The sequence below is a fragment of the Massilia sp. PWRC2 genome (assembly GCF_049896725.1).
Classification (GTDB): Bacteria; Pseudomonadota; Gammaproteobacteria; order Burkholderiales; family Burkholderiaceae_D; genus JAFCUW01.
Window position 1 is genome coordinate 45,661 of the sequence record NZ_JAFCUW010000008.1, and the last position, 20,159, is coordinate 65,819.

Here is a 20,159-nt window from a genome sequence, read left to right on the forward strand (position 1 = left end):
ACACCTGGTGTCAGCATTGATTGTTCCATCGGCGCCGCCGGCGCCCTCCTTCGAGCACGCCCTGCACGAGCTGGCGGCGCTGCTGCGCGCCGCCGGCTACCGTTTTCATACCGTCACCCCGGCCACCCACCGGCGCGTGCTGGCGCGTGGCGTGCACCTGGCGCGCGACCTGGCCGACGCCTTCGGCTGGAACCTGCCGTTCGCCACCGCCTTGCTGGGAGAAGCGCGCTGCGCCGCACTGGCGGCAGCGGCCATCATCGTACGCCACGGCGACGGCTGGAAAGCGCTGCTGCGGGCGGCATCGCTGGGCGAGCGGATCATCTTTCACTCGGCCTATCCCACCGAACAGCACGATGCCGTGTTTTTCGGTCCCGACAGCTACCGCTTCGTCGGCGCCATCGCGCGCACGCTCCCCACGCTGGCTGCGCCGCCGCGGCGGGTGGTGGAAATCGGCTGCGGCGCCGGCCCGGCCGCCATCGTTATCGGCACCGCCCTGCAGGATGCCGAGGTCATCGCCGCCGACATCAACCCGCGCGCGCTGGCGTTCACCGCCGCCAATGCCAGCCTCGCTGGCCTTAAAAATGTGCGCACGCTGCACAGCGACCTGCTCAGCGCTGTCACTGACGACGCCGGCCGCCCCATCGATTTGGTGCTCGCCAACCCGCCCTACATGCTCGACGCCGGCGCACGCGCTTACCGCCACGGCGGCGGCGGCCACGGTGAAGGGCTGGCGCTGGCGATCGTGCGCAGCGCGCTGGCGCGGCTGGCGCCTGGCGGCACGCTGATGCTCTACACCGGCGCGCCGTTCGTGCGCCAGCGCGACCAGTTTTTGGAGGGTGCCGCACCGCTGCTCGATGGCGCCGGCTGCCGCTGGCATTACGAAGAACTCGACCCGGACGTGTTCGGCGAAGAACTCGAACAGCCCGGCTACGCCGACGTCGAACGGATTGCCGCAGTGTGGCTGGTGGCGCAGGTGCCGCCCGCATGACTGCCCCCATCAAACAACGGCTGCTGCTGGGCTGGCGCCTGGCGCGGGTCGGCCTGCAGCTGGCCTCGGGACTGCTGCAGTGTGCGCTGCTGTTTCCCGCACTGCCGCTGGCGCGCCGCAACGCGCTGGTGGGGCACTGGTCACGCCAGTTGATCGGCATTTTCGGCATTCGCGTCGACGTCATCGGTGACCCCCGGCACGGCGCCGGCGCGGTGGTGGCCAACCATGTTTCGTGGATCGATGTGTTCGTGCTCAATGCGGTGGCGCCATGCCGCTTCGTGGCGAAGTCGGAAGTGCGGCGCTGGCCGATCATCGGCTGGCTGTCGGCGCGCGCCGGCACCGTCTACATTGCACGCCAGCGGCGCGCCGACCTGCTCGGCGCCAATGCCAGCATCGCCCGCCACCTGGCCGACGGCGAGCGTCTCGCCCTCTTTCCCGAAGGCACCTCGGGGCCACAGGGCAGCCTGCTGCCCTTCCACGCCAACCTGTTTCAATCGATTGTGCTGGCGCAGGCAGCGGTGCTGCCGGTGGCGATCGTGTATTTTGACGAGGGGGGCGCCTTGAGTAGCGCAGTTGAATATATCGGCGAGATGACGCTGTGGCAGAGCATCGTCAGCCTGCTCGGCAGCGGGCCGCTGACGGCCAGCGTGACGTTTGCCACGCCGATCGCAGCGGCCGAACTGGACCGCCGCGCGCTGGCGGCGGCCAGTCACGCCGCCGTGGCGGCGGCGCTGAAGGGGACGCTTAGAAGTTGATCTTGAATTGCGCACCAATCGTGCGCGGCTCGTTCAAGATACCGGTCAGGTTGTCGAAGTCGATTGCCCCCACCACCTGCACACGGTCGGTCAGATTGCGGGCAAACGCCGCCACCTCATACTTCGAATCGGCCCACTTGTAACCGACCCGCAGACCGCCTTCGAGCATCGACTTGGCCTTGTATTCCTTCGCTTCGTACAAGAACATATTGTAGGTGCTGCGATAGGCCCAGTCGGTCAGTGCGTAGAACTCGCCATTGGCCAGCGGCACGCTGTAACGGAGCGTAAAGTTGCCCTGCCATTTAGGCGCACGCGGCAATGGGTTGCCGTTGATCAGCACGGTACCGGGGAAGGGACCGGCGGCATTCGTCACCGTGCAGCCAGCGACGCCGCCGGTGTTGGCGAAGTTGCCGCACTGTTGCACGAACAGCTTGCTGTCCTTGATCTCGGTCTCGTTGTAGCTGCCGCCCAGGGTCATGCGCAGCGAATCGGAGAGGATGGCCTGGAAGTCCAGCTCGGCACCCTGACCGGTCACCTTGTCGGCGTTGATCAGCTGGTTCATATTGATCACGCCGCTGCCGGCGGTCAATTGCTTGTCTTTTACACGGTACTGGTAGACGCTGGCCGACAGGCGCGCGCGCTTGTCGAACAGGTCTTGCTTGACGCCCGCTTCGTAGGACAGCGCTTTTTCGGCGTTGGCCACCGATGGACGATCCGCCAGACCGTTCAAGCGGCCCTGGATACTGGGGGCGCGGTAACCGGTGGCGACGCGGGCGAACAGGTTGGTGTCGGCGGCCAGCGCGTAGGTGCCGCTGGCATCCCAGCTGACGTTGTTCGAGTCCTTGTTGACCAGGAACGGGCCGGCGGTGGTCGCTTCGACGCGCTTGGCGGAAAAGTCCTTGGTGTCCTTGGTGTAGCGCACGCCGCCGCGCAGCTTGAGCTGCTCGCTGACCGTGTAGTTGAGCGAACCGAAGGCGGCCCACGACTTGGCGTTCTGGGTCTGGGTGGCATAAAACGGGCTTTGCGGATTGCCGGGCGCGAGCGAATCGAAGGAAATACTGTCGATCTGGATGTCTTCCTTGAAGTAGAACAGGCCACCGATCCACTGCAGCGGACCGGCAATGTTCGACTCGGCGCGGAACTCCTGGGTGATTTGCTTGTGGTTCGGCAGCAAGTCAGCCGTTTCGACGACGAATGGAATAAATCCCGGGCCCATCGGCTGCGCGTAGACGGCGCCGTAGCCGCCATCGACGTCGGCGCGGCTGTAGAACTCGGCCTTTTCGTAGCCGGTGATCGAGTGCAGGGTCAGGCCGTCGAGGTTCCAGCGCAGGCGCATGCTGCCGCCCTTGGTTTTCAGGGTTTGCTTGTTGATGCCATCGGTCGGATAGCTGCCATAGTCAAAACCGTCGACCAGTTCATTGGTGCCCTTCTTGATGATATTGGCGCGGAACAGCGTGGCGTTGTTATCAAGGTCGCGTGCATGCAGGTTGAACAGGGCGCTGAACTGCTTGTTTGGCTGCACCAGCAGCTGGATGCGGCCGGCGTTGTCCTTGTAGCCTTCGAAGTCGTGGGTGCCGGTCGGCCGCGCATTGTGCACGCGGTCGTCACGGTTTTGCGATTGCAGCGACACGCGCAGGGCGACGGTATCGCTCAACGGCACGTTGTAGGCGCCTTCGGCATTCTTGGCGCCGTAGTTACCAACGCCGACGGTGGCATAGCCTTCGGTTTTAAATTGCGGCTTGACCGAATCGAACTTGATCACGCCAGCTGGCGAGTTGCGGCCGAACAGCGTGCCCTGGGGACCGCGCAGCACTTCGACCTGATCGACGTCGAACACGGGAAAGCCCTTCAGCATGGGGCTTTCCTGGACGATGTCATCGACCACCAGGCCGACCGGCTGCGAGGCGTTCAAATCGAAATCGGTATTGCCCTGGCCGCGGATATAAAAGCGCGGGAACGAGCGGCCATAGTCGGACTCGACCGACAGGCTGGGCGCGCGGCTCGACAGGAAGCGGATGTCCTGGCCACCGGCGACCAGGGTGTCGAGCTTCTCACCCTTGAGCGTGGTGATCGACATCGGCACATCCTTGATGTTTTCCGCGCGGCGCTGGGCGGTGACGATCACGGTTTCGAGCTGGCCGGGGGCTGCTTTGGCTTCTGCCTGGGCAGCTTCCTGGGCGGCGGCGTGCAAGGGAAAGGCGGCGGCGATGGCCAGACACAGCAAAGTCGGGCTGGCCAGATGGCGTCCGTGCGGTTTTTTCATTGTTGATTCCTGTCAGAGGGGGTGTGATTGCGCAAAAAATGCTATACCGTTATGCAGGATATCAACTTCAACATTGCCGGGAAAGCAGGTGTTGTTATTTTGAGTAGCGTTCGGTTGGACTTGACTTGTGCGTCGCGGCCCTCGTTACGCTGCTACCACGGGGCGCCCAGCCTGGCGACATCTGCGTGGGTCGGCCCGCGCGCAGCAAAACGCACGGGCAGTGCGGCCCGCGTTTCGAGATCGTCGATACAGCGGGCGGCGCTGCCGATGGCGCGGGCGGCGTAGCGCGGGCGGGCGGCGGCGAGCAGTTGCGTCAGCCGCGCCTGGTGGTCAAGGTCGCCGGCGGCGCCGGCCACGAGGGCGCCGATCACACCGGCAGCGACGCCGCCATCGGCACCGGATCGGCCGCCACTTTCCACTTCATACGCCTCGCACCAGCGCAGTGCGCGCTCGCGCTGGAACACATCGAGATGACTGAGCAGCAAGCCACTGAACGGCCCCGCCACCGTCAGCGCATAGCGCAGCAGCAGCGCATCGGGGTGACCACGGCGAAACACGCCCTGCCAGCCATCGGCGCCGTTGTGCGGCTCGGTGAGCAGGTCGAGCCGCACAACGTCGGTGGGCAGCGGGCCGGCGCCGTGGCGCGTCAGGTAAGTGCGCAGCACGCCCAGGTGTTCCATGGCCGCGCTCTGCCCGGCCTCGCGCGCCACCGCTTCGGCCGCCGCCGGGGTGGTGCTGCTCCAGGTGGTGTGCGGATGAAAGCCGCGCCATTCGTCGAGCAGCACGCCCTGGGCGCCTTCAAACAGCACGCACCCCGGGCGGCGCAGGCGCGCGCCGATGGCGCCATCGGCGGCGGCCGGCAGGCGCCGCACCAGCGGGGCGATCTGCGCCAGCCAGCGCTGCGCCAGCGCAGCATCGGTGAGCACGCGCCGCTCGGCGTCGTAGGCGCGCTGGCGCGCCGGCGCGGCGCACTGTTCGCTGAACTGCGCCAGCAGGGTGCGGCGGATCGCTTCGGCCTTCGCCAGTGCCAGCTCGCCGTGCGCCAGCTAGCCGTAGCGCAGGATCTGCGCCGCATGCTGCAGGCCATGGCGGACGGTCTCGCCGACGCCGACCCCGCAACTGCCGTGGGCAGCATCGCCGCGCGCCAGTTCGCGCAGGCGGCCGGCAGCCTGGTGAAACGGCGTGGTGACGCGGCAGCGGGCATCGATGAGCAGCCGTGCGAGGGCGTCGTCAACGCCGCAGCGGCGCAGATATTCGTGTTCGACCAGCAGGGCGCCGGGGTGGACGATGACCGGATAGGCCAGCACGCTGCAGGTGCCGGCGACAAAGGCGCCGGCACCGAACTGCGAGAACGTATGGCGGCGGCCATCGGGCAGCACGACGTTATGGCCGGCCTGGCCGCCGCCGTTAAAGCGCACCACCGTGTGGGCGTGCCACAGGCGACACAGGTAATCGACGAACAGGCCCTTGCCGCAGTCACCAAAGGCCAGACCGATCACCGACACCAGGCGCGTCGCGTCCACCGGCGCCGCTTACGCAAACATGCGCCGGAACCAGCCAGGCGCTTTATGGCTGGCGCTCGCCGGCGCGTGATCGACCGTGCTGGCCGGATCGAGCAGGGCGGCGTACGGCCCGATGGCGCGCACCACCGCCGACACCCGCTCTGCTGGCAGGGCGCCGTCGCGCAGGGTGGCGGCGACGGCGCCCAGGTCAGCGCAGGCGCCTTCGGTGAGCGCGACGATGGCGGCCGCCACGGCGCAGGCGTCGGCGGCGGCTTCCATGCAGATCACATGGTCGCCCAGCCGCCGGCGCCAGGCGCGCTCGCAGCCGGCGCGACGCTTGAGGTCGGGGATCAGGAAGAACAGGTGATAGCTTTCGGCGGCGGCGGCGATCGCCTCGGCGATGGGAATGTCGGCGTCGAGCCTCTCGCCCACCAGCGCGGCGACCTGCTGGCGCGAGACGGCCGGATACGGCAGTTCATCGCCGGTGATGAACAGGTAGCCCTTCTTGCCGCGCTTGACCAGGCAATCGAGGTCGGTATGGCGCGCCACCATGTAAAAGGCCAGCTCGTAGCTTTCAGCGCCGCTGCCGCCACCGCCCCCTTCCAGATAGCTCCAGGTCAGCCACTGGTCCATCAGTTCGGCGGTCGACTCGAACTGGCCCAGCTGGAGCGGCGCCTGGTCGGCGGTGGCGTCGCCAATGGCCATGAACAGCAGCTGCGGATCGGCGACGCCGCAGCTGCCCAGCAGCGCCATGAAGGTGGGCAGTTCGCGCGTGGCCAGGGTGTGCGGGATGTCGCCCATCGAGCCGGTGACGTCGAGGGCAAACACGATGGCCAGCGATGCCGGGTGAGCGGCGCTGTCGCGCGCTTCGCGCATGGCCAGTCCGTGCGGATGCATCAAGGGATGGCAGCGGCGCTGGCTGAATACCTCGGCACCACTGGTGGCGCGGTCGGCGATGATGGCTGCGTGCGCAGCGTGCGAGTAAGTACCATGTCCCATGACGATCCTTGTGTGGTTGCAGGTGGTGGTGAAAAATCAGCGTAAAAGAGCGGCCGTAAAATGCGGCGGCGCTGTTGCCAGCACGATAAAACGGGCGGCGCCGAACGAGGCGCGCGACGCTTCCAGCAAACGCGCGGCGCTGTCGCTGGCGTCGCCGTCATCGTGTTCGCTGGCGCGCTGCAGCAGCGCCGCCAGTGGCGCCGGCAGCGTCGACGGCAGTGCCGGCGCACGGGCGCTGGCGTGCTGGTCGGCCCCCAGCAGGGAACGCATCGACCATGCCGCCTGGCGCAGGTCGCGCGCACAGGCGGCGTCACTGGCCTGGCAGGCGCGCGCCCAGCCGGTGAGGACGATGCCGTGATCGGCCGGCTGCACCAGCAGGTGTCCCGGCTCGATGGCGCCGTGGGCCAGGCCGGCGCCGTGCACATAAGCCAGCAGGTCGAGCGTGCGGCGCCACATCCACACCACGTGACGGGGGGCGAGGCCATCCGGGTAGTGGGCCCGCAGCGCGGCCAGACTGCCCCACAGGCCAGGCGGATGGCGCAGCACCAGGGAGGCGCGCGCGCTGTCGTCACTGTCACCGCCCGGCCCTGTGTTCGGCCCCGTGTTCGGTCCTGTGTTCGGCCCTGTGCCGGCCCTGTGTTCGGCCCTGTGCCGGCCCCTGTACCGGCCCCTGTACCCACCGCCAGCGCCAGCGGCAGCCGCTGCGTAAAATAGGCAGCGCCGGCCGGGCCATGGTCCTGCAGGCGGGTTAGCACCGCGTACTCGCGTTCGAGGTGACCGGCCGGGCAATCGGCATGCGCCACTTTGAGCAGCACGCGCTCGCGCAGCGCGCCGCAGGTTTCGGCCAGCAGGATGCGCGCATGCGCGCCGGCAGCCAGCGGCGCCAGCACGCGGTATGGCTGGCCGGCGCACGCCAACGGCGGCGCCGTGGCGGCGGCGCGCTCGTAAGCTTGACGAAATACGCCGCCTCGACCACCCGGGCGCTGCCACTGACCTGCGCCGCGCAATAGCCGCCGGTGACGCTTCTCCAGCGCGCCTGGCGCGGTAACGGTGCGCCGCACTGCCGGCAGATGGGGGGTGAGTGGTCCACGGCACCAGCGATGCGTCAGGCGCCCAGCAGGCGGCGCTTTTCCGCTTCGAATTCGGCCTCGGTGAGGACCTGGTCGTGGCGCAGCTGGCCCAGTTGCTGCAGCAGTTGCAGGCGATCGGCGCTGGCAGACAGCGCCGGCGCCGGCAGCAGCTTGTCGAAGGTGCGGCCGATGGCAGCGCCCGCCGCCACACCGACGCCGGCACCGACGCCGACGCCGACCAGTGCGCCAGCGCCGTGGTTGGCGGCAGCCGTCTGCAGCACGTCGAAGCCGCGCGCCTGCTGGTAGTCGTAGCCGACGATCTGCATCTCGGCACGCCGCGCCAGCGCCGCCTTGAGCTGGCGCACCGCGCTGTCGTCTTCCGGCACATTGATCGATTCGATGCAAAAGCGCGTGAGCGCCACACCGTAATCGTCAACGATATCGGTCAGGCTGTCCTGCAGGTGCGCTGACAGCGGCGCCAGCTGGGTCGCCACCTCGAGCACCGACAGGCCGCTGTCGATGATGGCGCTGGCGATGGCGCTCTTGATGCGGGTGGTGAGCATGCCGCGAAAGTAGGCTGCCAGCACGCCAGCATCGAAGCTCGACAGGGTGCCGACGAGCTTCATCAAAAACTGGCGCGGTTCGACCACTTCAATGCCGTACTGGCCGAAGGCGCGCACCGGCACCATCACGCCAAACTTCGGGTCTTGCAGGGTGATGGGGTCGGGCGTGCCCCAGCGCACGTCAAGCTTGACAAGGCGGTTGACGAACCACACTTCGGCGGTGAACGGCGACTTGCCGCCGAACGGCAGGCCGATCAGCTGGCGCAGCATCGGTATATTGTTGCTCGACAGGGTGTGGCGGCCAGCCTCGAACGGGCCATCGTAGACCCCCTCGCGCACCACGAAGGCGACCTGGGTGTCGTTGACGATCAGCTGGGTAAAGGTGGACAGCTCTTGCGATGGATATTTCCACGCCAGTTGCTCCGCGCTGCCGTCCCATTTCACTCTGTCGATGAAGGCCATGTGGACCGTCCCCGTCGTCAAATTGTTGGTGAGCAATTTTGCGGGGCGCAGCATGCTGCGGTCATGAGGAAGATCAAACTGCTCACCAGTTAATGCGCAAGATGAGGGGGAATTTCGTTCAGGTATGCATGCGGGGACAGGCGACTGCGCCTGACCCTATATACCCCCTGCGCATGTTCATATAGCCACTCGATCGTTCACATCTAGCCTATGAGCAACTACAGTGCGAGGTTCCCTGTTTGCCGGAGTTACCATGCTGATTCGTCCATCCCGCCTGCTTGGCGTTGCCGCCCTGTCCGTCCCCCTGCTGAGCGCAGCCGCGCCGGCCGTGGAGGTGGTCAAAATCGGTCACGTCGCCGCCACGTCCGGCGCCGTCGCCTATTTCGGCAAGGACAATGAAAACGGTGCCCGCATGGCCGTCGAAGCGCTTAACGCGCGCGCTGTCAACATTGGCGGCAAGCCGGTGCGCTTCGAGCTGCTGGCCGAAGACGACGCCGGCGACCCCAAGCAGGCGACTTCGGCGGCGCAAAAACTGGTCGATGCGAAAGTCAACGCGGTGATCGGCCACCAAACTTCAGGCACCAGCATTCCCGCCTCAAAAATTTATTTTGACAATGGCATCCCGCAGATTTCGCCATCGGCCACCAGCCCGCAGTACACGGCGCAGGGGTTCAATACCGCCTTCCGCGTGGTCAGCAACGACAAGCAGCTCGGCCGCGTGCTGGGCCGCTATGCGGTCACCAGCCTGGCCGGCAAAAAAGTGGCGGTCATCGATGACCGCACCGCTTACGGCCAGGGAGTCGCCGCCGAGTTCGTCAAAGGCGTCAAGGAAGCGGGCGGCACCATCGTCGGCAAGGAATTTACCACCGACAAATCCACCGAATTTAGCGCCATCCTCACCCGCATCCGCGCCACCAAACCGGACCTGGTATTTTTTGGCGGCATGAGCGCGGTGGCTGGCCCCATGCTGCACCAGATGCGCCAGCTGGGATTCGGCAGCACCAAATTTGTCGGCGGTGATGGCATTTGCTCGGACGAAATCGTCAAGCTGGCGCAGGGCGCGGTGGCCGATGGCCAGGTGGTGTGCGCCGAAGCGGGCGGCGTCGAAGCGAAGGGCAAGGCGGCCATCGAGCAGTTCCACGCGGCCTATAAAAAGCGCTTTGGCATCGAGGTGCAAATCTATTCGCCCTACACCTACGATGCCGTGATGACGCTGGCCGAGGCGATGGTAAAAGCCGGCTCGAGCGCGCCGGCGTGCTACCTGCCGGCGCTGGCGGCGATCCGCTACCAGGGCATTACCGGCACCATCGCCTTCGATAAAGCCGGCGACATCCGCGACGGCACCCTCACCTTGTACACCTTCAAGGATGGCCACCGCAGCCTGGTGGCAGTCACGCGCTGACTGGAGCGGCGCGAAATAGGGCAGAATAGCCGTCCGACCCTTGTCCTGGAGATGGCATGCTAGACCCCCGCACCCTGTTGCGCCAGATGTTCGATGCGGCCGTCGCCGCCGCGCAGCCGAGTCACTGCCTGCCAGCGCACCTGCCGGCGCCGCCGCGCGGGCGCACCCTGGTGATCGGCGCCGGCAAGGCCTCGGCCGAAATGGCGCGCGTGTTTGAAACGCACTGGCCAGGGCCGCTCGCCGGGCTGGTGGTGACGCGCTACGGCTACGCGGTGCCGTGCCAGCGCATCGAGATCGTCGAAGCGGCCCACCCCGTGCCCGACCAAGCCGGCATGACGGCGGCGCAGCGCATGCTGGCGCTGGTGGCCGGCCTGACTGCCGACGACCTGGTGGTGTGCCTCATTTCCGGCGGCGGCTCATCGCTGCTGCCGCTGCCGCTCGATGGCGTGACCCTGGCGGACAAGCAGGACATCAACCGCGCGCTGCTCAACAGCGGCGCCACCATCGGCGAAATGAACTGCGTGCGGCGCCACCTGTCGGCCATCAAGGGTGGCCGCCTGGCTGCCGCCTGCCATCCGGCGCAGGTACTGACCCTGCTCATTTCCGACGTCCCCGGCGACGATCCGGCCGACATCGCCAGCGGTCCCACCAGCGCCGATCCAAGTACCTGTGCCGACGCCCTCGACATCGTGCGCCGCTACGCCATTACCCTGCCGGCGCCGCTGCAGCGCCTGCTCGAATCGGGCGCCGCTGAATCGGTCAAGCCGGGCGACGCCCGCCTGGCCGGCAACCGCAGCGTGATGATCACCACGCCGCAGATGGCGCTGGAAGCGGCAGCCGCCGTCGCCACTGGCGCCGGTGTCGCCGTCCACATCCTCGGCGACAGCATCGAGGGCGAAGCGCGCGAAGTTGGCATCGTCATGGCCGGTATCGCCCGCCAGGTGGCCAGCCGCGGCCAGCCCTTTAGCGCACCGTGCATTTTGCTCTCGGGCGGCGAGACCACCGTCACCGTGCGCGGCGACGGGCGCGGCGGGCGCAATGTCGAATTTTTGCTCTCGCTGGGGATCGCCCTCAATGCCCTGCCGGGTGTGTACGCGATCGCCTGCGACACCGACGGCGTCGACGGCCAGGAAGACATCGCCGGCGCCCTGCTCACCCCCGACACCCTGGCACGCGCCTGGCAGCACGGCGTGAAACCGCGCGACAGCCTGGCCAATAACGACGGCCACGGCTTCTTCCAGGCGCTGGGCGATTCGGTGATCTGCGGGCCGACCCTTACCAATGTGAACGATTTCCGCGCCATTTATATCGGCGCCGGCAGCAGCGCCGGCGCCTGAAAAAAACTGCCGTCCTGTGACAATTGGAGAGTCTTGGAGGGGGCCCGGCGCGCTAGACTGGGGGGCCACTAATTGAGACTGCCATGTTCCCAGCCACCGCCTCGCGCCTGTTTTTTTCTGCCTCACTGGTGATCGGCGCCGCCCTCGGCGGCGTCGCCCACCCTGCCGCCGCCCAGGCCACGCTGGCGCCCTCGCCAGCACTGTCCTGCCTCACCCGCATCGACGGCGCCGCCGCGCAGCTCGACTATCCGCCGGCGGCGCTGGCGGGCAAATGGGGCGGCACCGTGCGCGTGCAGCTGACGTTTACGGGTCCCGCCGTGGCGCCGACTGTGACGGTGCTGGCGCGCCCACCGCACGGCCAGTTCGACAGCGCCGTCATCGCCCACGTGCAGCAATACCGGGTGCCGTGCATGCAGGCCGGCGCCGACGCCATCATCCTGACCCAGCAATACCTGTTCGACGCCGAGCAGCAGTCGCGCGTGATGGCGTCGCGACCGCGCGACAGCGCCGATGGCGCCCGCGCAGCGCAGCTGGCGTGCATGGTCCACGTCGATGGCGCCGAGCGGCCAACGTGGCCGAAGGCGGCGCTGCAACGGGGTGACAAGGGTACCGTGCTTACGCGATTGCGCTTTGACAGCGCCAGCGCCGCGCCCACCGTCGAAGTGGTGCAGGCACCGCTGACGCCCTTGCTGCGGCGCGCGGTGGCGCAGTACGCCGCCGGCCTGCGCCTGCCCTGCCTGAACGGTGCGCCGCTAGCGACCCTGGTGGCCTACAAGTTCGTCTATGACAACGACGGCCGCGTGCGGCTGCGCGACAGTTCGCTGCTCGAAGCGCTGGCGGCGGCGCGTGATCTGCAGACACCGGTGCAGTTTGATTTTCACAGCATGGGCTGCCCGTTCGAGCTGCGCATTGGCTATTACCGGCCGTTTGGCGACAATCGCGTCGACCAGCTCGACGACGTGGTGGCCGCGCGTGAACCCTTGATGGACTGGCTGCGCGGGCTCACCTTGAACATGAGCGACAGTGACAGCGCCCGCGTATTCGGCGAAAAATTCGTCATCCGCGTGCCGTGCTCGAAGCTCGAGCTGTAGGGACTACCGAAAAATAGCGCGCCCCCCTGCTGCTGCCGCAGGGGACACTGGCGCGCGCCTGTCCCAGTTCCCCTGAAGCGAGCGGTATTGACGCTGCAGAGAAACGCCATTTGCCGATTCACCCGATCTGTGGCAGCGTAGTGCTTTGATCCTGCAGGAATACCGTGTCCCCTTCCCCCGTCACCACCAGCGTCCTGCTGCAACAAGCCGTCGCCCTGCACCAGCAAGGCAGCCTGGCGGCGGCGCTGTCGCTGTACCAGCAGGTGCTGGCGCGCGAACCGCGGCAGTTCGACGCCCTGCACCTGGCCGGCGTGATCGCCCGCCAGCAGGGCGACGCGCACGGGGCCATCACCCTCATCGCGCAGGCGCTGGCCATCGATCCGGCGCAGGCGCGCGCGCACTGCAACCTCGGCGCGGCGTATGCCGACCTCGGACAAAGCGCATGCGCGCTGGCCAGCTACGACGCTGCCATCGCCCTCGACGGCCGCTACGCACTGGCCCACAGCAACCGCGGTAACGCCCTGCGCCAGCTGGGGCGCCTGCATGAGGCCATCGCCAGCTACGATCAGGCGCTGCGCCTGCATCCCGCTTCGTTCGACGCCGCCTGTCAGCGCGCCATCGTCCTCAACGACCAGGGCCGCCACCAGCAGGCGCTCGACGGCGCCGAGCACGCCTTGCGACTGCGACCGGCGCTGGTCGATGGCTGGGCCGCGCGCGGCAATGCCTTATACGCGCTGGGCCGCTACAACGACGCCCTCGACAGCTTTGCGCGCGCGCTCGCCCTCGGTGGCGAACGGGCCGAGCTGGCGGCCTGGCGCGGTGGCGCCGAGTGGCGCCTGGGCCGCGCCGGCGACGCCCTGGCCAGTTTCGAGCGCTCGCTGGCGCTGCGCCCGGCGCACGCCGGCACCGCACTGCGGCGCGCCCATGCGCTCGAGGCGCTCGGCCGCAGCGACGCTGCGGCGGCAGCGTTCCGCCACGCGCAAGCGCTCGGCGCCGACGCCGGCGAAGTGCAGTTCGCGCTGGCGGCACTGGGCCAGGCGCCGGTGCCGGCGGCCGCGCCAGCGGCGTACGTGGCGACCTTGTTCGACCAGTACGCCGGCCATTTCGACCAGCATCTGGTGGAACAGCTCGGTTACCGCACGCCGCAGCTGATTGGCGCGGCGCTGGCGGCGGGCGCTGGTGCAAACGAAGGCGCCGCCGCCCTCGCCAGCGTCGACCTCGGCTGCGGTACCGGCCTGTGTGGCGCCGTGCTGCGGCCACTGTCGGCATCGCTGATCGGGGTCGACCTGTCGGCAGCCATGCTGGCGCGGGCGCGCGCACGCGGCGTGTACGACGCCCTGGTGTGCGCCGACATTGGCCACTATCTGGCCACGCGCACGGGCGCGGTCGATCTGATTGTCGCCGCCGATGTCTTTGTCTATATCGGTGATCTCGATCCGCTGTTCGCGCTGGCGCGGCAGGCGCTGCGGCCTGCGGGGCGGTTCTGCTTTTCGGTGGAGCTGGCGACGGCGGGCGACTTCGTCCTGCAAGTTTCGCGCCGCTATGCCCACAGCCACGCCTACGTAGCGCGGCTGGCCGCCCGCCATGGCATGCAGATCATCGAGGCCAGCGCCGCCACCCTGCGCCACGATGGCGGCACCGCCATCCACGGCGGCGTGTATGTGCTGCGCTGAGCACGCGCAACAGCGTACCGCCTAGCGTTCGGCCAAATGCTCGTAGACGAAAGACTTTAAGGTCAGCAGCACCGCCTCATCGACCTGCTCGTCGAACTCGATACCGTAGCGCATCTGCTGCGACAGCTTGCCCTTGATACTGCGAATGACGCACGGCACGCTGACCACGCGCGCCTTGTCCGACATCTTGAGGCGGAACGACACTTTCAGGCGCGTGCCCGGCTGACCGAGGATAAATCCGGTGGCGACGGCGCAGCCGCTGCCCGACAAATTGGTGATCACGGCCGGTACCGTGTAATTGTCCTGCATGGTGATCGAGGCGGGAATCTGCGCATCGACCCGCAGCGCCTGGCGGAATGACTTGGTGACGGCGTCGACCGGGTAACGCAGGAACAGGTGACCACTGGGCAGCGGTGCGTAGCGCATCACGGTGGTCTTGAACATGCACAGGCTGCGGCCGAAAATCACCTGCACGGTGAGCGGCATGCCCTCAAAGGTTTGCCAGGTTTGCGAGGTGCCCAGGCCGAGCGCCGGCGCCGAGACGATCACCGACTGCAGCGGGATGCGGCCATAAAACTCGACCGGGACATTGCGCGGCTCGAAATCGCTGGGCAACTTGAAGGTGAGAATCACCCCCTCGGCATTGTGCTTGAGATATTTGAGGGGGTCGTTGGTGTGAGCCGGCCCCTTGTCGTCGCTGCTGGACGATTCGACATCGATCACGCTGCGTTCGGGATCGGCGGCGGTGGCAGCGCGCACCGGCATCGCCGACATCAAGCGCTCATGGACCAGGGCGTCCGCCACCAGGAAACCGGCCGGTGCCAGCAACTCGCCGGAACGCAGGTAGATGGACCAGGGCAGAGGATATCCCACTGGAAAATCATGACCCGACAAATGAACGAACCGTTGCTTAGACATCTGCACCATCGAGAAATTGTTAGACGAACCAAGGGCGAACAATACGTGCTTGTCCTATAGATAACGCCCCATCATAACGATTTATGGTCCATAAATATACGACCGATTGGCAAAGAATTTCCTATGACCATTAAAAAGTGGGTCAGCGGCGTCACATTTGGCCACTTTAGCGGGGACCGATCCAGCCCAGCCATCCCGGAATTTGCCCCAATACGAACAACACCAGCCCGATCATGCCGCCCACCAGTGTGCCATTGATACGGATAAATTGCAGGTCCTTGCCGATATTGAGTTCGACCTGGTGCGACATGTCGGCGCTATCCCAGCGTTTGACGGTGTCGGCAATATGGCCGGTGAGGAACTGGGCAAATTCCGGCGCCGCCGCACGCAGCGCCGTTTCCAGGTGAGCGTTGAGCGAAGCGCGCAGGCGCGCATCGTCGGCCAGGGTGCGGCCAACCCACAGGCCGGCCGCCACCACGCGCCGGTGCAGGCGCGAATCGGCCTGCTGCAGGTCGCGTTTGAGCCATCCCTTGAGGTCATCCCACAGGGTTTTGAGGTAATCGTTTAAAGCGGCGTCTTCCAGCAGGTAGCGCTTGATTTCCTCGCCCTTGGCGTGAAACGCTGGATCGGCCTTCAGGCGGACGATGAAGTCGGCGGTGAACTGGTCGAAATTGCGCCGCAGCGGGTGGTCGGCGTCATCGTTGACACCTGCCAGGATGCGCGCCGCCATGCGCACGGCAACGTCGGCGCCCTTGCGGCCGATCGACTCGGTGGGCAGCACTTTTTCAAACACCGCGTATTCTTCCTTGAGCCAGTCGACGATGCCCTGGGCAATGAAGGCCTGGGTTTCTTCGCTGTGCAGCAGGGTGGCCAGCTGGTCGATACCGGCGTCGAGCAGTTGCTGGTGGCGGCCGTTTTGCGTCATGGCGTCAACAATGGCGCCGGCCGCGCGCGACAGGTCGATGCTGGCAACCATCTGGCGGACGGCGCGGCTGATGAAGCGCTGCACGGCGGCGTCTTCGATGACATCGAGCGCGCCGACGCCCAGCTTGACCAGGTAGGCGCCCAGCTGGCGCGCATGCGCTTCGTCGCCCAGCCAGGCGGCCACCATGGCGGCCGGGTCATGGCGGCGCACCAGGGCAAGCACCGACTCGGTGTCGAGAAATTTGTCGCGCACGAACAGCGCCAGGTTATCGGCGATCTTGTCCTTGTTCTTCGGGATGATGGCGGTGTGGCGGGCGATGAAGGGAATCGGCACCGGCTTGAACAGGGCCACCACGGCGAACCAGTCGGCCAGCGCCCCCACCATGGCCGCTTCGGCAAACGCCCGCACCATGCGCGCCCACCACAGCGGGGGCAGGAACAGGCTGATGGCGAACAGCAGCGCGGCGGCGCCGAAAAACAGCAGGGCGATGCATTGGGTGGCGCGCAGTTCGGCCAGCTTGTCGATGGCGCTAGCCAAGCTGTTCGCCCACGTCAGCGTCGTCATCGAGGGCGAATTCGCCCCGTTCGAAGGCGGCAATGAGCGCTGCTGCCTGTGCAAGATAACTGAACGGCGCCAGGATGCGCACACCGCCCAGTGCGGGCGCCATCAGAAGGTCGGCCTGCACGTGATTGGCGTCGGCCACCACCGCCGGCACGCCGCCGGCGACCAGCACGCCGCGCAGCAGCCAGGCGTCGGTCGGCACCATACATTTGGCGACGACGAACAGGTCGCGCCCTTCCAGCGTGATTGCCTGCAGCGGCGCAGCGCCGGCGGCCAGTTCCTGATGCATTGCCCTTCTCCCCGGTGTCCGCGCAGGTGCGCGCGTGATCGGGGCCATCTTACTACCGCCCTGCCGGGTGCTGCATTCTAGATCACGCCAGCGGTGCGCAGGTCGGCGACGGCGGCGGCATCGAAGCCCCAGTCGGTGAGGATGGCGGCGCTGTCGGCGCCGGCGGCGCGCGGCGCCGTGCTGGCGGCCGGCACGCTGCGCGAAAAGCGCGGCGCCGGCGCCGGTTGCGTCACCCCGGCGAGCTCAATGAAGCTGGCGCGCGCCACGTTGTGCGGATGCAGGGGCGCCTCGTCCATGTCGAGCACCGGCGCGAAGCACACATCGGTCCCCTCGAGCAGCGCGCACCACTGGGCGCGTGAGCGGCTGGCGAACAGCCTGGTAAAGTGCGCGCGCATGACCGGCCAGCCGATGGCGCCATGCGGCGGTTCGCGCCACTGCTGGCACTGGTCCTCGAAGGCGCTGTCGGCGGCGCCGGTCAGCGCCAGCAGCTCGGCATAAAACTGCGGTTCGAGCGCAGCGATGGTGATGTATTTGCCGTCGGCGCAGGCGTAGCTGTCGTAGAACGGCGCGCCGCCATCGAGCAGGTTGGCGCCCCGCTCGAGGCGCCAGTTGCCGAATGCGCGCATGCCATACACCATGGCGCCGAGCAGCGCGCTGCCCTCGGTCATGGCGGCGTCGACCACCTGGCCGTGACCTGAGCTTTTCGCTTCCAGTACGGCGCACAGCACGCCGAAGGCGAGCAGCATGCCGCCGCCGCCAAAGTCGCCCACCAGGTTCAGCGGCGGCGGCGGCGCTGCATCGGCGCGGCCGATCGCCGCCAGCATGCCCGACAGCGCGATGTAATTGAGATCGTGGCCAGCCGCCTGCGCCAGCGGACCGCTCTGGCCCCAGCCGGTGACGCGGCCATACACCAGCCGCGCATTGCGCGCCAGGCACGGCGCGGGGCCAACGCCAAGGCGCTCCATCACCCCCGGCCGGAAGCCCTCGACGACGACGTCGGCCTGCTCGAGCAGCTGGCGCAGCACCTGCTGGCCGGCCGGCACCTTCAGGTCAAGCGCCAGCGAACGGCGGCTGCGCGCCAGCACGTCGAAGGCGCTGCCCAGCATGGGATAGGTGGCGGTGGTGGTGGCGCTGGTGCTGGCCAGGCGGTCGATGCGGATCACTTCGGCGCCCATATCGGCCAGCAGCATGGCGGCGAACGGGCACGGTCCCAGGCCGACCATTTCGATGACCCGCAAGCCGGCCAGCGGCCCGCGGGTCGGCCCGGGGGGTGGCTGGCGGCCGGCCGCGATTACCACGCCGGCGCCGCCGCCGCCGCCGACGACGACACGGCGCTGCGCGGCGCCGCCAGCTGCGCCATCAACAGTTCGCAGCGCTCTTCGAGCAGGGCGAACACGGCATCTTTCGACAGTACGTACTGGTCGAGCAGGGTGTCCTTGATCGATTCGATCACCGCCTTGTAGTCGCCGATGGCGCCCAGCGTGTAGCTATAGAGTTCATCGGATTTCGCTTGCAGCTGGCGCATCGACTGTTCGCCCGCGTGCTCGGCACCGAGCTGGCTGTAATCAATTTTCGCGCGCGAGTACATCGACAGCCGGTTGACCATCAAGTTGAGCATCCTGGTGGCCTTTTCGATGTCGTTCTGGCTGCCCACCGAAATGCCGCGGGCGCCATAAAACAGTTCTTCGGCCGCCACCCCGCCGTACAGCTGGATAACGTCCTGCTCGAGTTCTTCCAGCGTGCGCAGGGAAACGTCGTCACCGGCCTGCAGCACGTAGCCGAGGGCACCGATCTTCGACACCGATTCGGTACTGATCTTGAGCAGCGGCGACTTTTCCTTGACCTGGGCGAGCGACATGCCCTGGCGCAGATAGGGGTCGATCTGCATGAAGAAATGGCCCAGTTCGTGCAGCGCCACCCGCTCGCGCTGCTTGTGTTTTTCGGCGGTGGTGGCGCGGTCGGTCAAGCCCAGGGTGGCGCGCTCGAAGGCGCGGAACATCAGGTCGGTATTGATGATGGTTTTTTCCTGGATCGAAATCATCGATGCGCGCTCGACCACGGTCTCCAGCAGGGCCGGACTGAGATTGGCCGTCATGTCAGCCACCTGGCCCAGGTCGAGGTCGTTCCAGTCGACCAGCCCCTTCTTTTTGCGCGACAAAAAACTGTGCAGCAGGGCGCTGCGCTCGCCCTTGTTGGGCAAGCGGAAATTGATCTTGACAGAAAAGCGGCGCAGCATCGCTTCGTCCATCGCCGACGAGGCGTCGTCGAAATTCGAGGCGACCACCCAGATCACGCCGGCGCCGTGGTCGCTCTTGACGCCGTCGAGCAGGCCGAGCAGGGTGTTGGCGGTATCGTCTTCCCATTTCTTGTCGCCGCGGCCGCGCGGCATGAACAGGGTCTGCGCTTCATCGAGGAAAATCATGCAGTGACCGTGCGAGCAAGCTTTTCGATACAGGGCGTTCAAGGCTTTCGAGCCGCCGCCGACGAAGCCCGATTCGAGCGCCGAGCCGGATGCCTGGATCAGCGGCACATTGAGTTTTTTCGCCAGGTAGCCGACCAGCTTGGTCTTACCGGTACCGGCCGGGCCCGTCAGCATGACATTGAAAGGCTTGTCGATATTGTGCGACTTGTATTCGGCGCGATTGCGGATCATGTCTTCCAGGTGCAGCACTTCCTGCTTGATGTCTTCCATGCCGATCAGATCGTCCATGCTGCCCTTGAGCTTGTCAGGCGTGATCACCGAAGCATTCATGCCCATGCCGGGGATGCCGAATTTGAGGGCGTAGATGATCAAGCCGATCAGCAAGATGTCGAGCAGATGGCGGCGCAGGAAGGCGGCGGCCTGCGCCGTCGTACTGTTTTCGCCTTCATCGAGCAGCACCGCCTTGTGGCTGGCGAGAAAATCGTCGCGTGCAATCGAATACGGAATGGCATTTTTCAGCAGCACTTCACGCTCGAGCGACAGGTGCGAAGTGCTCGGCACCTTGACCACGTGCAGCGCCGTTTCGTTCTTGAATTTAAAGACGTAACGGGGCGACTCGGACAGTGGCCTGGCCACCAGCAAATAGTCGAGCTGGTCCTTGCGCGTGGCCAGGGCCGTGATTTCCGCAATGTTTTGCGAGTACAACAGGGGGCTGCTGTCCTGCACGGCATCGCTGCGCACCAGGCATACCCAGATCAACACGGCAGCGAGCAGGCCTGCCGCGAGACGCACATACAGATTCCGGAAAGCGATTTGAAGTTTGGCAAGGTTGGGCATATGAACTCGTTGATGAATGGGCGTGGTGCGTGCAGCAAACAATCGTGGAGCCGGCGACGTGGGGCGCGGCGCAGGCGAGCCGGCCAAGCCGTCGCCTTTAAT

18 protein-coding genes are annotated in these 20,159 nt (G+C 66.7%); 7 read left to right on the forward strand and 11 right to left on the reverse strand.

The genetic code is table 11. From position 1 onward, the window contains the following. Window positions 1-7: 7 nt before the first annotated feature. Entirely contained in the window at window positions 8-988 is a 981-nt protein-coding gene (locus tag ACP7BZ_RS15905; RefSeq protein WP_426114852.1) for a methyltransferase, read from the forward strand. After that, complete coding sequence (locus ACP7BZ_RS15910) at window positions 985-1,743, forward strand: lysophospholipid acyltransferase family protein (protein WP_426114854.1); 759 nt, start codon at window positions 985-987, stop codon at window positions 1,741-1,743. The genes ACP7BZ_RS15905 and ACP7BZ_RS15910 overlap by 4 nt, the downstream gene beginning before the upstream one ends. Here ACP7BZ_RS15910 and ACP7BZ_RS15915 read toward each other — a convergent pair. From ACP7BZ_RS15915 to ACP7BZ_RS15935, 5 genes are all read right to left on the reverse strand, one after another. Next, window positions 1,733-4,006: a TonB-dependent receptor gene (locus tag ACP7BZ_RS15915; RefSeq protein ID WP_426114856.1), complete on the reverse strand. Its 2,274-nt coding sequence runs from the start codon at window positions 4,004-4,006 to the stop codon at window positions 1,733-1,735. The genes ACP7BZ_RS15910 and ACP7BZ_RS15915 overlap by 11 nt on opposite strands. A 152-nt stretch (window positions 4,007-4,158) precedes the next feature. Continuing rightward, window positions 4,159-4,932, reverse strand: coding sequence for an adenylosuccinate synthetase (locus ACP7BZ_RS15920; protein WP_426114858.1), 774 nt, complete (start codon window positions 4,930-4,932; stop codon window positions 4,159-4,161). A 120-nt stretch (window positions 4,933-5,052) separates the two neighbouring features. Beyond that, window positions 5,053-5,529, reverse strand: a complete 477-nt coding sequence (locus tag ACP7BZ_RS15925) for an adenylosuccinate synthetase (protein ID WP_426114859.1) — start codon at window positions 5,527-5,529, stop codon at window positions 5,053-5,055. Window positions 5,530-5,538: 9 nt separating this feature from the next. Next, entirely contained in the window at window positions 5,539-6,507 is a 969-nt protein-coding gene (locus ACP7BZ_RS15930; RefSeq protein ID WP_426114861.1) for a VWA domain-containing protein, read from the reverse strand. A 36-nt stretch (window positions 6,508-6,543) separates the two neighbouring features. Continuing rightward, the gene (locus tag ACP7BZ_RS15935; protein WP_426114863.1) at window positions 6,544-7,053 is read right to left on the reverse strand and encodes a hypothetical protein; all 510 of its coding nucleotides are present in this window, start codon (window positions 7,051-7,053) and stop codon (window positions 6,544-6,546) included. Window positions 7,054-7,301: 248 nt separating this feature from the next. Between ACP7BZ_RS15935 and ACP7BZ_RS15940 the strand changes: the two genes are divergently transcribed. After that, entirely contained in the window at window positions 7,302-7,517 is a 216-nt protein-coding gene (locus ACP7BZ_RS15940; protein ID WP_426114865.1) for a hypothetical protein, read from the forward strand. A gap of 95 nt (window positions 7,518-7,612) precedes the next feature. Here the strand turns inward: ACP7BZ_RS15940 and ACP7BZ_RS15945 are convergent, their stop codons facing one another. Further along, window positions 7,613-8,656, reverse strand: coding sequence for an SPFH domain-containing protein (locus ACP7BZ_RS15945; RefSeq protein ID WP_426114866.1), 1,044 nt, complete (start codon window positions 8,654-8,656; stop codon window positions 7,613-7,615). Window positions 8,657-8,855: 199 nt separating this feature from the next. Between ACP7BZ_RS15945 and ACP7BZ_RS15950 the strand changes: the two genes are divergently transcribed. The 4 genes from ACP7BZ_RS15950 (at window position 8,856) to ACP7BZ_RS15965 (ending at window position 14,105) form a co-directional block, all read left to right on the forward strand. Further along, window positions 8,856-10,004, forward strand: a complete 1,149-nt coding sequence (locus tag ACP7BZ_RS15950; protein ID WP_426114868.1) for a branched-chain amino acid ABC transporter substrate-binding protein — start codon at window positions 8,856-8,858, stop codon at window positions 10,002-10,004. A gap of 56 nt (window positions 10,005-10,060) precedes the next feature. Beyond that, the gene (locus tag ACP7BZ_RS15955; protein ID WP_426114870.1) at window positions 10,061-11,341 is read left to right on the forward strand and encodes a glycerate kinase type-2 family protein; all 1,281 of its coding nucleotides are present in this window, start codon (window positions 10,061-10,063) and stop codon (window positions 11,339-11,341) included. 83 nt (window positions 11,342-11,424) lie between these two features. Next, entirely contained in the window at window positions 11,425-12,432 is a 1,008-nt protein-coding gene (locus tag ACP7BZ_RS15960; protein ID WP_426114872.1) for a hypothetical protein, read from the forward strand. Between the two features lie 164 nt (window positions 12,433-12,596). Then, the gene (locus ACP7BZ_RS15965) at window positions 12,597-14,105 is read left to right on the forward strand and encodes a tetratricopeptide repeat protein (RefSeq protein WP_426114874.1); all 1,509 of its coding nucleotides are present in this window, start codon (window positions 12,597-12,599) and stop codon (window positions 14,103-14,105) included. Between the two features lie 21 nt (window positions 14,106-14,126). Here ACP7BZ_RS15965 and ACP7BZ_RS15970 read toward each other — a convergent pair whose 3' ends face one another. From ACP7BZ_RS15970 to ACP7BZ_RS15990, 5 genes are all read right to left on the reverse strand, one after another. Then, window positions 14,127-14,978 (reverse strand): PilZ domain-containing protein, encoded by an 852-nt coding sequence (locus tag ACP7BZ_RS15970; protein ID WP_426114875.1) that lies wholly within the window; start codon window positions 14,976-14,978, stop codon window positions 14,127-14,129. 211 nt (window positions 14,979-15,189) lie between these two features. Next, window positions 15,190-16,473, reverse strand: a complete 1,284-nt coding sequence (locus ACP7BZ_RS15975) for a DUF445 domain-containing protein (protein WP_426115281.1) — start codon at window positions 16,471-16,473, stop codon at window positions 15,190-15,192. Between the two features lie 4 nt (window positions 16,474-16,477). Next, window positions 16,478-16,798 carry a hypothetical protein gene (locus ACP7BZ_RS15980; protein WP_426114877.1) on the reverse strand — a complete coding sequence of 107 codons (321 nt, stop codon included), beginning with the start codon at window positions 16,796-16,798 and terminating at the stop codon, window positions 16,478-16,480. 77 nt (window positions 16,799-16,875) lie between these two features. Continuing rightward, entirely contained in the window at window positions 16,876-18,096 is a 1,221-nt protein-coding gene (locus tag ACP7BZ_RS15985; protein ID WP_426114879.1) for a CaiB/BaiF CoA transferase family protein, read from the reverse strand. Beyond that, window positions 18,090-20,057, reverse strand: coding sequence for an AAA family ATPase (locus ACP7BZ_RS15990; RefSeq protein WP_426114881.1), 1,968 nt, complete (start codon window positions 20,055-20,057; stop codon window positions 18,090-18,092). The genes ACP7BZ_RS15985 and ACP7BZ_RS15990 overlap by 7 nt, the downstream gene beginning before the upstream one ends. Between the last annotated feature and the right edge of the window lie 102 nt (window positions 20,058-20,159).